Annotated in this window: 12 protein-coding genes and 1 pseudogene; 5 read left to right on the forward strand and 8 right to left on the reverse strand. The window is 54.5% G+C overall.

Annotated elements, in window-relative coordinates; all coding sequences use genetic code 11:
• Positions 1 to 108: 108 nt before the first annotated feature.
• Both ACA058_RS23435 and ACA058_RS23440 read right to left on the reverse strand, forming a co-directional pair.
• Complete coding sequence (locus ACA058_RS23435) at positions 109 to 324, reverse strand: hypothetical protein (protein ID WP_497636114.1); 216 nt, start codon at positions 322 to 324, stop codon at positions 109 to 111.
• Between the two features lie 223 nt (positions 325 to 547).
• Positions 548 to 1,384: an HNH endonuclease gene (locus tag ACA058_RS23440; RefSeq protein WP_497636115.1), complete on the reverse strand. Its 837-nt coding sequence runs from the start codon at positions 1,382 to 1,384 to the stop codon at positions 548 to 550.
• Positions 1,385 to 1,606: 222 nt separating this feature from the next.
• Between ACA058_RS23440 and ACA058_RS23445 the strand changes: the two are divergent.
• Positions 1,607 to 1,771: pseudogene (locus tag ACA058_RS23445) on the forward strand (transposase); the annotation flags it as partial.
• Between the two features lie 112 nt (positions 1,772 to 1,883).
• Here the strand turns inward: ACA058_RS23445 and ACA058_RS23450 are convergent.
• Together ACA058_RS23450 and ACA058_RS23455 are read right to left on the reverse strand one after the other, a co-directional pair.
• Positions 1,884 to 2,462, reverse strand: coding sequence for a hypothetical protein (locus ACA058_RS23450; RefSeq protein ID WP_497636116.1), 579 nt, complete (start codon positions 2,460 to 2,462; stop codon positions 1,884 to 1,886).
• Positions 2,463 to 2,568: 106 nt separating this feature from the next.
• Positions 2,569 to 2,751, reverse strand: a complete 183-nt coding sequence (locus tag ACA058_RS23455) for a hypothetical protein (protein ID WP_497636117.1) — start codon at positions 2,749 to 2,751, stop codon at positions 2,569 to 2,571.
• Between the two features lie 287 nt (positions 2,752 to 3,038).
• Here ACA058_RS23455 and ACA058_RS23460 point away from each other — a divergent pair, with 287 nt between their 5' ends.
• The 4 genes from ACA058_RS23460 (at position 3,039) to ACA058_RS23475 (ending at position 8,360) form a co-directional block, all read left to right on the forward strand.
• The gene (locus ACA058_RS23460; RefSeq protein WP_497636118.1) at positions 3,039 to 5,051 is read left to right on the forward strand and encodes an AAA family ATPase; all 2,013 of its coding nucleotides are present in this window, start codon (positions 3,039 to 3,041) and stop codon (positions 5,049 to 5,051) included.
• Positions 5,052 to 5,199: 148 nt separating this feature from the next.
• Positions 5,200 to 6,231, forward strand: coding sequence for a helix-turn-helix transcriptional regulator (locus ACA058_RS23465; RefSeq protein ID WP_497636119.1), 1,032 nt, complete (start codon positions 5,200 to 5,202; stop codon positions 6,229 to 6,231).
• A gap of 82 nt (positions 6,232 to 6,313) precedes the next feature.
• A complete protein-coding gene (locus ACA058_RS23470; protein ID WP_497636120.1) occupies positions 6,314 to 7,507 on the forward strand; it encodes a hypothetical protein in 1,194 nt (397 codons plus the stop codon).
• 136 nt (positions 7,508 to 7,643) lie between these two features.
• Entirely contained in the window at positions 7,644 to 8,360 is a 717-nt protein-coding gene (locus ACA058_RS23475) for a hypothetical protein (RefSeq protein ID WP_497636121.1), read from the forward strand.
• A 481-nt stretch (positions 8,361 to 8,841) separates the two neighbouring features.
• Here the strand turns inward: ACA058_RS23475 and ACA058_RS23480 are convergent, their stop codons facing one another.
• The 4 genes from ACA058_RS23480 to tnpA all read right to left on the reverse strand — a co-directional run bounded on the left by ACA058_RS23480 (position 8,842) and on the right by tnpA (position 13,563).
• Positions 8,842 to 11,316: an ADP-ribosylglycohydrolase family protein gene (locus ACA058_RS23480; RefSeq protein WP_497636122.1), complete on the reverse strand. Its 2,475-nt coding sequence runs from the start codon at positions 11,314 to 11,316 to the stop codon at positions 8,842 to 8,844.
• Positions 11,317 to 11,319: 3 nt separating this feature from the next.
• The gene (tnpC, locus tag ACA058_RS23485; RefSeq protein WP_497635017.1) at positions 11,320 to 12,846 is read right to left on the reverse strand and encodes an IS66 family transposase; all 1,527 of its coding nucleotides are present in this window, start codon (positions 12,844 to 12,846) and stop codon (positions 11,320 to 11,322) included.
• Positions 12,847 to 12,907: 61 nt separating this feature from the next.
• Positions 12,908 to 13,243 carry an IS66 family insertion sequence element accessory protein TnpB gene (gene tnpB / locus ACA058_RS23490; RefSeq protein ID WP_461978842.1) on the reverse strand — a complete coding sequence of 112 codons (336 nt, stop codon included), beginning with the start codon at positions 13,241 to 13,243 and terminating at the stop codon, positions 12,908 to 12,910.
• Positions 13,240 to 13,563, reverse strand: coding sequence for an IS66-like element accessory protein TnpA (gene tnpA, locus ACA058_RS23495; RefSeq protein WP_497635018.1), 324 nt, complete (start codon positions 13,561 to 13,563; stop codon positions 13,240 to 13,242). The genes tnpB and tnpA overlap by 4 nt, the downstream gene beginning before the upstream one ends.
• Between the last annotated feature and the right edge of the window lie 20 nt (positions 13,564 to 13,583).

Raw genomic sequence — 13,583 nt, forward strand, 5'->3', positions numbered from 1 at the left:
GGGTGATATGCGATCAGCCTCATCTGGTAAGACTTCCGGCATCAAAAAACAAGGTGCAGCCGGGCCTCGTTGGCCCGAAATAGCGATGCAAAATTCCTGCACGATCCTTCACGCAAGCTTTATTGCTCCGCCTTGGATTTCGTCACGCGCCATTCGCAAATCAATGGCGTCTTGGTTGAGCCGGTGAATCATATTGAGCAGCCATTGACGAAGCACCTCGTCTTGAAGCTGCTCTGCTGCGCGCAGCACATCGAGAGCCGCTGCCTCATTATTCGTTGCAACGGAGTCGAGCAGCTTGCGCATACTCCTTGATGGCCGAGTCATCTCCACCCCTCTAGATTTCGGTGACGCGAATCATATGGCTGGAATATGTCCACGCGACAGCGCCTTGTTGTACCCGCAAGAGGCGGATATACATCAACAACCGCCAACGATGATCCAGGGAGGGTCTTCGCTCCAGGTGAGCCGCTACCGCACCACTAACACGACCTCAATGGGGGTGTCATTAGGGAGTATGATTCTAGCGGTGTCCGGACAGCATAAACCATCATCTAGATAGCTCTGAGAATCGTGTGGCTAGGGCTCTTTTGAATGACTCAAGCCCCACCTTATCCATAGTTGGCATCTGAATGCTCTGACCATCCAAATTCTGGTAGCTCGGGTCAGACTTCACTGACGACTGGACATAAACGATGCCGTCTCCGTCGATCCTTAGTAGCCCAGCATCAAAAAGATGATGAAGGTCGGAACGCATCAGTAACCCATTACTTGATGCGTAGTTGATCCCCGTACTGTGGGGAGCGATGTGGCACGCCTCTAGCACTGGTTCAACCGCACAACCTGTGAGTGCGCACGTTCGACTATAAATGGTCATAAGCCTTTCGCGAAATTCAGCCTGCCCCCGCCGGCGCTTGACCCACGCCAAATCGTCCTCGAGCCAAACCTTCTTTTCCAGAGGTAGGCCGTTTTCGCTTAACACAATCGTACTGCTGCCCCGCATGCGATTTGAAATCCCCTCAATCTTAGCCCACAGATCGAACTGGGCTTTGAGCTCTGAGAGACCATCGGATATTTCACTCAATGGAAAACGAATCCGATAAGCATCTGGGCCTAGCTTCTCTGCTACTTCTGTCCTAATCGCTTTGTCGTCAAAGCGGAGTCCAAAAACGGGGGCGCTAGTATCAGATTTTTTGTAAATTGCGAAGGACGGCCTGTTCTGCTTTCCGCTGTTTTTAGCGTAAGTGCCGAATATGATCGCCTCCGTTCCGCCGGCAAGTACACCCTCCCAAACATCGTGATGGGGATACCTATCTGCCAGATGGCCCATTACACAGATGAAGCCGTTGCGTTCGTTCTTACTGAATTCATCGATCAAAATATTCACGCTCGTTTCGTTCGGTTTCGTCAGGTAGCGAAGCTAGTATAGATAACTGGCGACGCCAAGGAATTCGGTGCCCGCAGCATGGCGTTTAGCCATTGTAGAACCAGTTACATCAGGCTGAACTGCAGAGTCCTCCGCCAAGCCGGTAACGGATACCTGAAGATTTCATATGAAGGAGTGAGATCCACCCGGACTTATGCCCGAAGGAGTGATAGCAACACACCGCGAGAGAGCCTTGAGCCAGGACAACGCGTTTCAGTGGCAGCTCGGCGCAACGGCATCAATGCCAATCAGCGGTTCCTGTGGCGAAAGCTTTACCAGGACGGCAACTTGTCGGCGGTCAGCCCTGGTGAAGCCGTGGTGCCGTCCTCCGAACTGAGCGATGCGCTCGGTGAGTGACAAGATACACGGAGCCCGCGAGGCAATGGCCTCGCAGGCATAAGAGAGCTTAATTACGAGAAAGCACAATAGCGTAAATGACGACCGTTTTCGCTGAAACGGGTCATATGAGTTTGATCGCTAGCTTCGTATACTCACCCCACATCTCACGGAAGTTATCAATAAACGTCGCGAACTCGCCCAGTTCATCATCTGATAGAAAGAACTTTTCTCTACTCTCCTGCGCAGCTTCAGGGAATTGACCCAATGAGTCTTCAAAGCGGTTGTAAAAACTTAGGGAATCTGCAAGGTTAGTTCTAATATCACTCAGGTCGTCCGAGGCGCCTTGAGCCGCCTTTCTTAGTTCTTTCGCATAAGCATAAAACTCTTCGTCTGTCATATTTAATTCATCTCGCCAATTTCGCGAAACTGAAGTCGGTTCATTAATCCAAGAATGATCAGAACTACGTTTTAGCTTCGCAGTGAAATGCTCAGCATCGCTAAAAATGTCATCATCCTCCGGTAGCAAGCCCATCGTAAGCATGCACTCACACGCTTCGTCTAAATAGGCTCTGATTTCATCCACAGCTTTTCCGGCTTTAGTTCCTTTAAGCAAACGCTCCCACATGAACTCATAGCTCTCAAACTTTTTAAGAAGATTATTATGATTTTGCAAAAAGTTATTTCGCTCAACACGAGTCATGTAAATATCCTTTAAAACAGTATGCGTGCAATTAAACGCTTCATAAGTCATCAAAGAGCAGCATCTAGACGCCCACAAACCGAGATGACCAAAGATTAATTGGAGTTTATGATTCTTCCAGCTCTTTACGGAGCTCGCGCATCGCTTGCATCAGCTGTGGGTTGTCCAATATAGGGAGTAGTTTTTCTATAGCCTGCTCGGCGGAGATCCCTTCAGGCACAAACCATTGAAGCATGATGCCTTGCGCCTGCTCCAAGGTGGACAGAGCGATTTGGCTGGGGATAGTCACGGGCAATGTCCTTATGGCGTAGGTGGCTAGGAGGGTAGCAAGAAAGACATGCACTTTTGAACCATCTAGACCAGAATTGATGAGGGCAAGCTATCGCTAGACGAAATTAGAGCCGCACCCAGTACGGTTGCGACATAAGATGACGCACTCCTCCGCCAGAATGACGCTACATTCGGTACAGGAAATGCCTCATGTCCATACGTCGTCGTTCGGCCAGTTCCACCACTCTCCGCGCATCAGGGCCACACTCCTCCGATACGTGTGAGCTATCCCTGAAATGGGTGTTTATGCTGATGCTCGATCTCGGCGGACACCGAAACTTCATTCAGCGGCATCATTTCAACGACGATGAAATCGCTGCAGAACTCGGCCTGCAAGAGTTGGTGGATGCAGACGATTTCAGTCCGGCGATGGCCTTGCGCCGACTCAAGCGCGAGCGCCTCGCCTTCGACTTGGCGTTCCCAGTAGTAGGTTACCCAGACAGGCTGCAGGCGAATGTACAGGCGCTGGGCCAACTGATCGGGTTAGATGCCATCGAGCAGCGCATACTGGCTTTCTGCGTCCTACTGCATACCGATCCCTGCCTCAACGATGCCTCAGACCAACTCGGTGCGCTCGGTTTCAACCGAACAATGAGGGTACTGTCCACACTTCTCGATATCCCTCAACAGGATGTTGCTCCCTACCTGGCCAATGAGGGGCGGTTAGCTCGTGCCGGACTGATTGAGGTCAATGCGCGATCATGCACCGTGAGTACCCTCAGCAGCCGCTTGGTCATTGAAAGCTCTGATTTTCTCCAGCAGTTGCGCTTCAGCCATGGGCAGCCCATTGAGCTGTTCAAGTATGCCTTCCGTCTCAGCCCGCTCGGTCATCTGAGCGAGAAGGATTACCACCATCTGGGGCGATCTCTTGAAATTGCCACCATCTACCTGAAAAAAGCCTTAGCCGAAGGCCGCAGTGGTGTGAACATTTTGTTGTACGGCCCGCCCGGCACCGGCAAGACGCAACTCAGTCGCCTGCTTGCCCGCCTGCTCGGGGCTTCGCTCTATGAAATTGCCTGTACTGACAGCGACGGCGACCCAGTCAGCGCCCATCAACGTCTGTGTGCCCTGCGTTCGGCAATGAGTGCACTGCAGACGCAAAAAGCCCTGTTACTGCTGGATGAGATTGAGGACATCTTTGACACCTCGCCTTTACCTTTTTCTGGCAAGAGCAAAACTCAGAAAGGCTGGATCAATCGCATGCTGGAAGAGAACAGCCTCCCCTGCTTCTGGCTGAGCAACGACATCGAGTGCTTGGACAACGCCTATATCCGGCGCTTTGACGTGGTCATCGAACTGCCCAACCCACCCAAGAGCCAACGGGAACAGATTGTCCGGGAGTATAGCGGCGACCGTCTAGGCGCGGCACTGGTGGAGAAATTGATCGAGCATGAGGAGATGACACCCGCCGTCATCGCCCGGGCGGCTCGCATCGCGCGCAGCCTGCACCCGCGCGCGGGAAAGCGCCTCGATGCCACCGTTGAGTGCCTGGTTGATGCGACGCTGAAAGCTCAGGGTTTCGAGCAACTGGGCCGGCATAAGGCGCAGCAGCTGCCGAGCTTCTATTCCCCGAGTCTGATCAATGCGGATATTCCCCTCGATGGATTGATAGATGGACTACGCAAGCACCCGGAAGCGCGCCTGTGCTTCTATGGCCCTCCAGGGACGGGCAAGACGGCCTTCGGCCACTGGCTCGCGCAGGAGCTGAAGAAACCGCTGATGGTGCAGCGGGTGTCCGATCTCGTTTCACCTTATGTGGGCACGACCGAGCAGAACCTGGCCAGAGCCTTTGAGAAAGCCAGCGAGGAACAGGCCGTGCTGCTGCTCGACGAAGTGGACAGCTTCCTACAGGATCGGAAGAAAGCCACTCAGAGTTGGGAAGTCACGGCCGTCAATGAAATGCTCACGCAGATGGAGAGCTATCGAGGGCTGTTCATCGCCTCCACCAACCTGATGCGCGACCTCGACGCAGCCTCGTTGCGCCGATTCGATTTGAAGATTCATTTTGGCTTTCTGAAGCCCCTTCAGATCCAGACGCTGTTCAATGCACATCTACAAACCCTAAAACTCAAGGATCCCGCCAAGACCAGCGGCTTGCGGCTCTCGAGGGAGGCCAACCTGACTCCAGGTGATTTCGCCCTGGTTGCTCGGCGTGCGCGCTTCAAGCCATTTGCCAGTGCAGAAGAGCTTGCCCAAGCCTTGCTTGCCGAAAGCCGCCTCAAGATGCCCGTGCAGCGCCCTATCGGCTTCGTGAACTAGCTGTTTCTACCGGTCTTCTGCCACTGGGAAAGGTTGAATGGTAGAGCGAGCGGATGTCCGCGTTAGCAGGTCGCCATAATGTCCAATTGCCACGTATATTGGTGAGGATCATTATGCTTGCCTCACTACAACTGACAGAGAGCCAGTCTTGCCATCTTCATCAGTACACGACGCCACAACCCGGCAATGGGATCTGCTGCAGAAAATCCCTTCTCGTAGCCCTGGGCTTACCACGACGGAATTGCTGGATGGAATGCAGGAGGCTGGTTACCAAGTCAGTAAACGCACCATCGAGCGTGACCTGGTCGCGCTATCCAGACTATTCCCACTGCAGTGTAACGATAAAGGCACCCCTTATGGATGGTATTGGGCCGAGGGGGCCAGTGTGAGCTTGCCAGGCATAAGCATGGGCGAGGCCCTGAGTCTTGTCTTGGTCGAAGATGCGATCCGACCGCTCTTGCCAGGCAGCATGTTGAGGGCATTGGAGCCGCGCTTTCGGTTCGCCAGGAAAAAACTGGAAGGCCTGGCGCAGAACAACCAGACAATACGCTGGCTGGGCAAAGTAGCCAGTGTCAGCCCCGATCTGAGCCTGTTGCCACCGAATACGCCGGAAAAAATTCTGGAAACCTTGCAGGCGGCTTTGTTGCAGGAAAAACAACTGCAATGCCGCTATTACTCGGCCCACAACGATAAAGAGCGGGAGCTGGTGCTCAATCCTCTCGCCTTGGTGCAGCGGGGCCCCATCACCTATCTGATCGGTACGTCGCCACCCTATGCCGATGTCCGCCAGTACGCGATCCATCGTTTTCGCCAAGCCGAAACTCTGCCGAGCCCCGCCCTGGGCCTGGATGACTTTGATCTGCAGAAGTACCTGGCCAGTAATGCCTTGCAGTTCGGCAGTACTGCCAAAATCAGCCTGCAGGCCAGGCTTAGTGACAGCCTAGCGCGCTTGCTTCGGGAGACGCCTCTGTCATCCGATATGACCTTGGAAAAACTCCAGGAGGGTTACCGTCTGCGGGCAACGATCAGTGATACGTGGCAATTGCAGTGGTGGATTCTTTCCCAAGGCGACGCCTTGTTAATTGAAGCACCGCTAAGTCTGCGTAAACAGGTTGCCGAAAAACTCAAGCAAGCGTCGGCGCAGTATGAGTGCGTTCACGAGGCGAGTTTGGAAACCTGAACCTAACGTACAGCCACGATTGGCTCGCTTTCAGCGATCCCTACGTTCTACTGCGGCCTAAGGCTTTTTTCTGGAGCGTCCAATGAGTGAACTCTTCTCTTTCCTCTCGTCTGCACTACTGGATCGGGGCTTTTTAATCGAAACCGACGGTCAGGATATTTATCTGACGGATAATGCGTATTTGCACGACTACAAGAGCGGCAGTCGCCTTAGTCTTCCAGCCGGCCACGACCAGTCGGATAGTGAGTTTCTTCGGGAAATGCTCAAACAACTCGATCTGGGTGGCCTAAAAAAAACATCGTCCGCCAACCGGCCATTCCGCCTAGATGCTTGTGATCAGCGCCTCGCGCCTTGGCAAGTCGCTAAGCTATTTCGCTCTCAGCATGTTCAACAGGAATCCGGCTATAACCTCTTTGAGGCTCGACCAAGCAATTTCAAACGCCGTGAGCATGGCCAGAAGATCTCTGTCGCTGTGCTGGACACGCATATTGCCCTCTTGGTCAAAGGGTTGTCTGCAGCAGGCTGTTTCACCTATTCGGCCTGTGAAGGCCATGAAAACCATGCCGTGACAGGCTGTCTCCCACTGCATGTGGGGCTCGTCGGTGAAGTCAGCACGGCTTGGGCCCTGCAATTACTGGCGGAGGCCAATATGGCGGGTATCGAAACGCCAGACTTGCTCATTCAGGGCGACATGTTGCGGGAAAACCACGTGTCGGTCGCCAGCGAGCAGCGCGACCTGCATAAGGTTCGGCAACAGGCTGTCGCTCTGGGCCGCTATCTGTACAGCCAACGGCAGCAACTCCGTAGCAAGCGTTTGTTCTGGGCAGAGCAGTACCAACCTCCTGTTACACAGGATGTCGAGAAGGATAGTGAGCACAGACTGACCGAAAAAAAGCCGCGACGGTTTCGTGTCCGCCTGGTCGACGCGGATGACTATGCCATCGAATTCACAGTCGACAATTACAAGACTCTCGAGGTGGAGTGTCGAAAAGCATTGCAGGCATGGTTGGTACTCAGACGAGACTCCGCACCTGCCCATGTGTCAATACAGGCCGCCAAGCTGGAGACCACGCTTGAGTGGAAAATCCCGTGGGGTGACTCGAAACCTGTGTGGTTGAAAGTCTCACCTGTGGAAGCCAAGCAACGCAAAGAAAGTGAGTTGAAAATCCTGACGCGACGCAGGGCGAAGTCAAAAAGTGACTCCAGAGAAACCAGTTGGTTGTTACTGTGGATGGGGATACGGGAAGCCTTTCCTGAGGATTTTGTTACACCCTGACGTGTCACGACTCTAAGACCCTTTAGGTTCGTTAGGCTGGGCTTGATCTTATTCTAGATCAGTGACCTTAGTGCAATGTTAAACGGCCAATAACCTGCATCGACAGTTTCCAGAGAGTAAAAAGGAAGTTTTAACTATGAAGCGGCTGCAACATAAATCAAATCGAGCAATTCTGGTATTAGAGTGCCCTTGGGAGTTGGACAGTGGCGACTCGAACCGGAGTAGTGTGCTGCCCTTTGTCGAAGGGATTGCCAAGTATGCTGGCGATACCGAGGTCTATCACGCAAATTTCTATGACAGGAGTAGTTTTAAGCGAGCTTTGTCATATCTGTGCAAGTCCCGCTTCGAGAACACCGTTGTCTATATCGCAGCTCACGGCTACAAAAGGAAAGTTGCGGGTATTGATCTCTTTGATTTACTGTATGAAGTTGGGGAGTACTCTAAATCGAGCAATATTACCGGAGTCATGCTGGGCTCATGTTTTGTCGGCAAAGAAACCACCTCCATTCAAGTCTGCATCGAAGGCACAAACATGAAATGGTGTGCAGGCTATGCCTCCAGCTGCGACTGGCTCACCGGCACTATGATTGACTGCTCAATTATGGCCACGCTGCTTGAGATGGACGATGGCGACTTTTCCGACCGGGACAATCTAGTTAGAGAGTTGGCTTTCGCCCTAAGCCCCTTTTCGAAAAAATTTGTTATTGGCGATGACTACAAGGGGGCTTCGGTTACCTTGGAGGATTCTATTCAATTCGTAGTGCAGCCTACTGGACAAGGCAACCGAGCCCGAACAGTTACTAAAGATGTATTTGATGCTTACGAGTCTTATCAAGAGTATGAAACTGCATAAAGCATGGTGTTATGTGTTTCAGCCCGGGTCTTGTCCATCCAGTGTCTGCGCCTCGGCGCTGTAGCGCCGGGCGGTACTCCGATACCCGATATTCCGGCGTAATGTGTCAGGATTCCGGTTCTGGATGGGGCTCGAGTCGGTGCACACACCAGTTGCCGTCGGCCTCAGAGCTGAACCGTCGTCGCCCTGAACCTCTACATACCAAGACCCAGAAATGCACATCCTTACCCTGAGGATCGCTTCGCGTCTCATACCCGAGGCAGGAGCCGTATGTGGTAGTTCCGCACGTACGGGTCTGTGCGGGGGGTGGCAGGTAACTGCAGTCCCTACCGCGACCGCATTGATGAACGCAAAGTCAAAATGAGTCAGGGAGACAACGCCTCTCTGACTCGTGTGTCTCGTAAGAGCTTTCATTGTTAGCAAGCAACAGGGCGACTTCGAGTCACGTAGCCTGGGCAGCCATGGGGTCTTCCCGCGCCGCTCAGTGCGTAAAACCTTCAAATAGCTGACCGTAAGCAGCGGCAGTTGCCAGTAGCGCCTTGTCCATGTTGGCGAACATTCCTTGGATCTTGTCCCAGTCTAGCTGGGGTACAAGGTGCTCTTCGAGCCCAACCGATGCCACCTCGCAAGCCTCATTGGCTTCATGCAGAAAACACTGCAGAAGCTTGTGCAAACCAGCCTTCCCGTGCCCTTCAATGCCACCGGCCTGACAGACCAAAGTGCAGTTCTCTGCCTTGGGCTCATTTAGTTGCTGCCACAGTAACTGAGTGACTTGCAGCAGGTAGGCCTCTCCATGGTGATAGAGAGCCATCAAACCATGCACACGACCGACTTCATCGGCGAAATCGAAGGTGTTGGGCAAAGGATAATCTGGCTCCTCTTCGATCAATTGGTCGTTCTTATCGATCCCATCCCATTCAGTGTCCTCGTCCTCCTCGTCCTGCTCATGCGGCAGCGGCGGTGGGAGCGGAAATGGCTCACCGACACTCATGGGGATACCTCGTGAGAGATCCACATGGCCATCCGCTATTAAATATGGGAAACGCCCCTTGCGGACTTCGCCGAGCAAGGTGGTGAGCCAACCCACATAAGGCCAGTCTTGGCCTTGGCCGGCACGTGCCAGCTCCGGGAACTGTCGCAGGAATTGTTGCGCCATTTCGCCAATTGTGAGGGACTGAGCCCCCTCCCACTCGAACGCCCGCCATCCTGAACCACTCGAGTAGCGAGCAATCAAGCGTTCATTGGTGCCTCTGGGCGGGCGGATTGCTGAGCTGAAGCTTTCTGCAGGAGCCCATTCCAGGCGCCAGTAACCTGAAGGAGACAGGTAAGGAAAGATGCGAATCTTCTGAAAGCCACGCACATGCAACTCAAGAGACATTTCGACCATGCGGATACAGGCGGCCTCGTTTTCGTTGATGGTGACTTTCGGCGGGTAGCTTTGGATTGTGTCGACTGGTACTGACCAATCCTTGGCCTGTGCCACAAGCACCAGAATGTCATCCAGCACATCCAGGCGACGAATCCAGTCATGGGGGATATCGGCAATGCCGTGGCGAGCCCCCCATAACTGACCGGTAATAGAGGCGGTGGAGTCGCTGTCACCATCATGATTGCTAGCGCGGATGATGGCGTCCTGGAAATTGCGCGCCGAGAGGTAGCAATACATCGCAATGGCTAAGGCTTCATCACCCACCCAACCTTGGCCGAGTAAGCGAATAGCCTGCCGGGGGTTGTAGCGCAGTTTACGGGCGAGCTTCAGCGCGAGCAGATAACGGTCAGTACCTGCCGTGACGCCGTACACGTGCCCCCACTCGCTGGCGTCGTCGAAGCCTCCCCGAACAGCCCAGTAATTGCCCATACCTTGGATTAAGTTGGCCACAATGCGAGGCAGGATCCCTGCTGGGGCCCAGCCGTCGGGATGACCGTGGGTTAGCGCACCAGCACGTGCGCCAAGATCAAAGAGGTCAAGTCCTTTAAGAAAGCCGATGGGCGCGGTGCGCATTACCGCACCACAGCCTTTAGAATCATTTATCTTGTGCTCGATGCTACCCATACCGCCGGCTTTCAGGGCCGATAAGCAGGTATTACCAGGGGCTCGTCGAGTCCGCAAGGCTGGAGATCGGGCGAGCTGTCCCGCCAGCCCTTTTCTAGGAGCCTTTATGCTTTGGGTATCCAGCCAATCAAGATAGGCGCCTCGGATTTCATCGAGCCAATCCTGGGGATCTAAGCTTTCGCCTTTGCTGGCAAAGCGCAGCATGCCTTCCAGGGTGAACAGCGTCATCTGGGTATCGTCACTAACGATGAGGCGACCATTCTGGTATGTAGGCTGGGTGAGTCCTTGCTTGCCGTACCTGGACTGGATGGTTTCCAGAGAATCGAACTCGACCGCATAGCCGAAAGCATCGCCTACAGCACCGCCGAGCAGACAGCCCAGAAGGCGATCCAGCCAAGCATCATTCCCGGCGAGTTCAGTGGTGAGAACATAGTTTTCTTGCTGCCGGGTTTGGATCGCGCCAGGGCGTGCCTGTCGAACGTCAGCTATCGCTGCTTTGGGCTGTGCCCCCAGTTCGATCAACAGACGTGCCGCCACCATTCCTGTGCGACCCAGACCTCCTCGGCAGTGCACCAGGATATGTTGGCCGCTGCGCAAGAGCTGTCGGAGGCGCAGTCCTGCATAGTGCCAGTAGCGTTCAAACTCCGTGTCTGGAACATCGACGTCCAGAATCGGCAGGTGGAACCACTGCATACCCCGGGCTTCGACTTCCGTGCCAAGATGACCAACCGCTACTTCCTCGAGCTCCTGTTGGGGCATCAGAGTGACAACTGCAGTAGCGCCCCAGGACTTAATCAGATCCAGATCCAGCGCCAGCTCACGTTGGAAATTGCCAGATGAGGCGTTGGCTTGCTGCTTACCAGGGCAAATAGTCAGTAAGCGTCCGCCGAAGTCACCTTGCATGACTCAGGCAGATACCCACTGATGCGGCAGCAGTTGGTCGATCTCACTCGCTCGCTGCATCGGCAACCGCGTCAGCACATCTTTGAGATAGGCATACGGATCATGCCCATTCATACGCGCTGACTGGATCAAGCTCATGATCGCCGCCGCTCGTTTGCCGCTGCGAAGCGACCCGGCAAACAACCAGTTTGAACGCCCGAGCGCCCACGGCCGGATCTGATTCTCGACTGGGTTGTTGTCGATGGGCACGGCCCCATCTTCCAGGTAGCGCGTCAGCGCGACCCAGCGTTTAAGGCTGTAATCCAAGGCTTTGGCCGTCGCTGATCCGTTGGGTACAAGATCGCGCTGGGCCAACATCCAGTCGTGCAGCGCTTTCGCTAACGGCGCAGCTTTTTCTTGCCGTATCCGCCAGCGATCCTCATCACTCATGTCGCACGCTTGGCGTTCAACTTCGTACAAGCCGCCAATCGAGTGCAGTGCCTGTGCTGCCAACTGACTTTTATTCGCCACGTGCAGATCGAAAAACTTGCGGCGTGCGTGGGCCATGCAACCAATTTCGATCATGCCCTTCTCGAAACCGGCTTTGTAGCCAGCAAAATCGTCGCACACCAGCTTGCCGTTCCACGAGCCGAGGAAGTTACGTGCATGCTCACCGGCGCGGCTCGGGCTGAAGTCATAAACCACTGCCTTAAACGCCGAAAACGGCGTGGTGCAGTAAGCCCAGACATACGCGCGGTGAGTTTTCTTCTCTCCGGGCGCAAGCATCTGCACCGGAGTTTCGTCAGCATGGACAACTCGTTGGGCCAGAACAGCTTCTCGCAAGGCATCAACCAATGGCTGAAGCTGTACACCGGTCTGCCCAACCCATTGCGCGAGAGTTGAACGCGCGATGGCTAAGCCGGCGCGGCCAAAGATTTTCTCCTGCCGGTACAGCGGCAAGTGGTCGGCGAATTTCGCCACCATTACGTGAGCGAGCAGACCTGCTGTAGGTATTCCCTTGTCGATTACCTGGGCCGGCACCGGTGCCTGGATCAGTGTTTCGCACTGACGGCAGGCCCATTTTCCACGCACATGCTGTTCGACGGTGAACACGCCCGGCGTGTAATCCAGCTTCTCGCTGACGTCCTCGCCGATGCGCTGAAGTTGGCAGCCGCAGGCGCACTGGATGTTTTCCGGTTCGTGATGAATTACGGTGCGTGGAAACTGCGGTGGCAGCGGCGCGCGCTTGGGTTGCTGGCGCTTCTCTTCTGGGCCGGGAGCTGGTCGGAGGGCCTTCAACTCGGCGTCGATAGCCTCAAGATCAGTGTTGAGCAGATCGTCGAGCAAGTTGCCTTGCTCAGGGCTGATCTGCTCGCTGCGCTTGGCAAACCTGTGCCGCTTGAGGATGGCGATCTCGTGGGTCAGCTGTTCGATGATGGTTTGATCGCGGTGGATCTTTCTGCCCATGGTGTCGACCTTCGACATCAACTGCGCAGCGAATGCACGCAGTTGGTCGGGGGTCATCTGATCGATATTGGGCGAAGAAGTCATGCCTTGGATTTTACCAAAGCAGATCGCTTGCGGCAGTAGGCCAAAAATCTAATTACAGTTTTTACAGCAGTGTGATTGTGCCGGCAGCTCCAACACGCTGCCAAGGCAAACCTAATACCAAGGCCTGAAGTTGCTCGGTATCCAGCTCTATCTCACAGCCTTGCCGAATGCCTGGCCAGTGGAATTTGCCTTGGTTCAACCGCCGTGCAGCCAGCCAAACACCAATCCCGTCATGAACCAGGACTTTCATTCGGTTAGCACGTCGATTGGCAAAGAGATAAGCACAGTGCGGCTTCGCCGCACCGAATACTGCAATCACTCTGGCCAACGCGGTCTCGGTACCTGCACGCATATCCATGGGCTCGGTGGCGAGCCAGATGGCATCGATGCGGATCACTTGGCAAGCTCACGGACAAAACGAGCACACCCGTCAGGATCTGAGGATGGCCACTTCACAGTGAGTTTTTGCGGCCCGAAAGGAACCTCGATGTTGACCGACATCTGCTGATCGGGCTGGGTTGCGGGCGCAAGCGTCATCGGAACAAAAGCAGGCAAAGCCGGCGCCTGATGATCACGATAAGCAGGTATCCACTTTCGAACCAGGTTGGCGTTAATGCCGTGACGCAGGGCCACGCTGGCCATCGACACGCCAGGTTGCAGGCATTCTTGGACGATCTGGGCTTTAAAGGGTTTGGGATAAGAGGTTCTTTGGCGCATGGCAATCCTGATGATAGGGG

Source organism: Pseudomonas sp. LBUM1649, assembly GCF_059716155.1.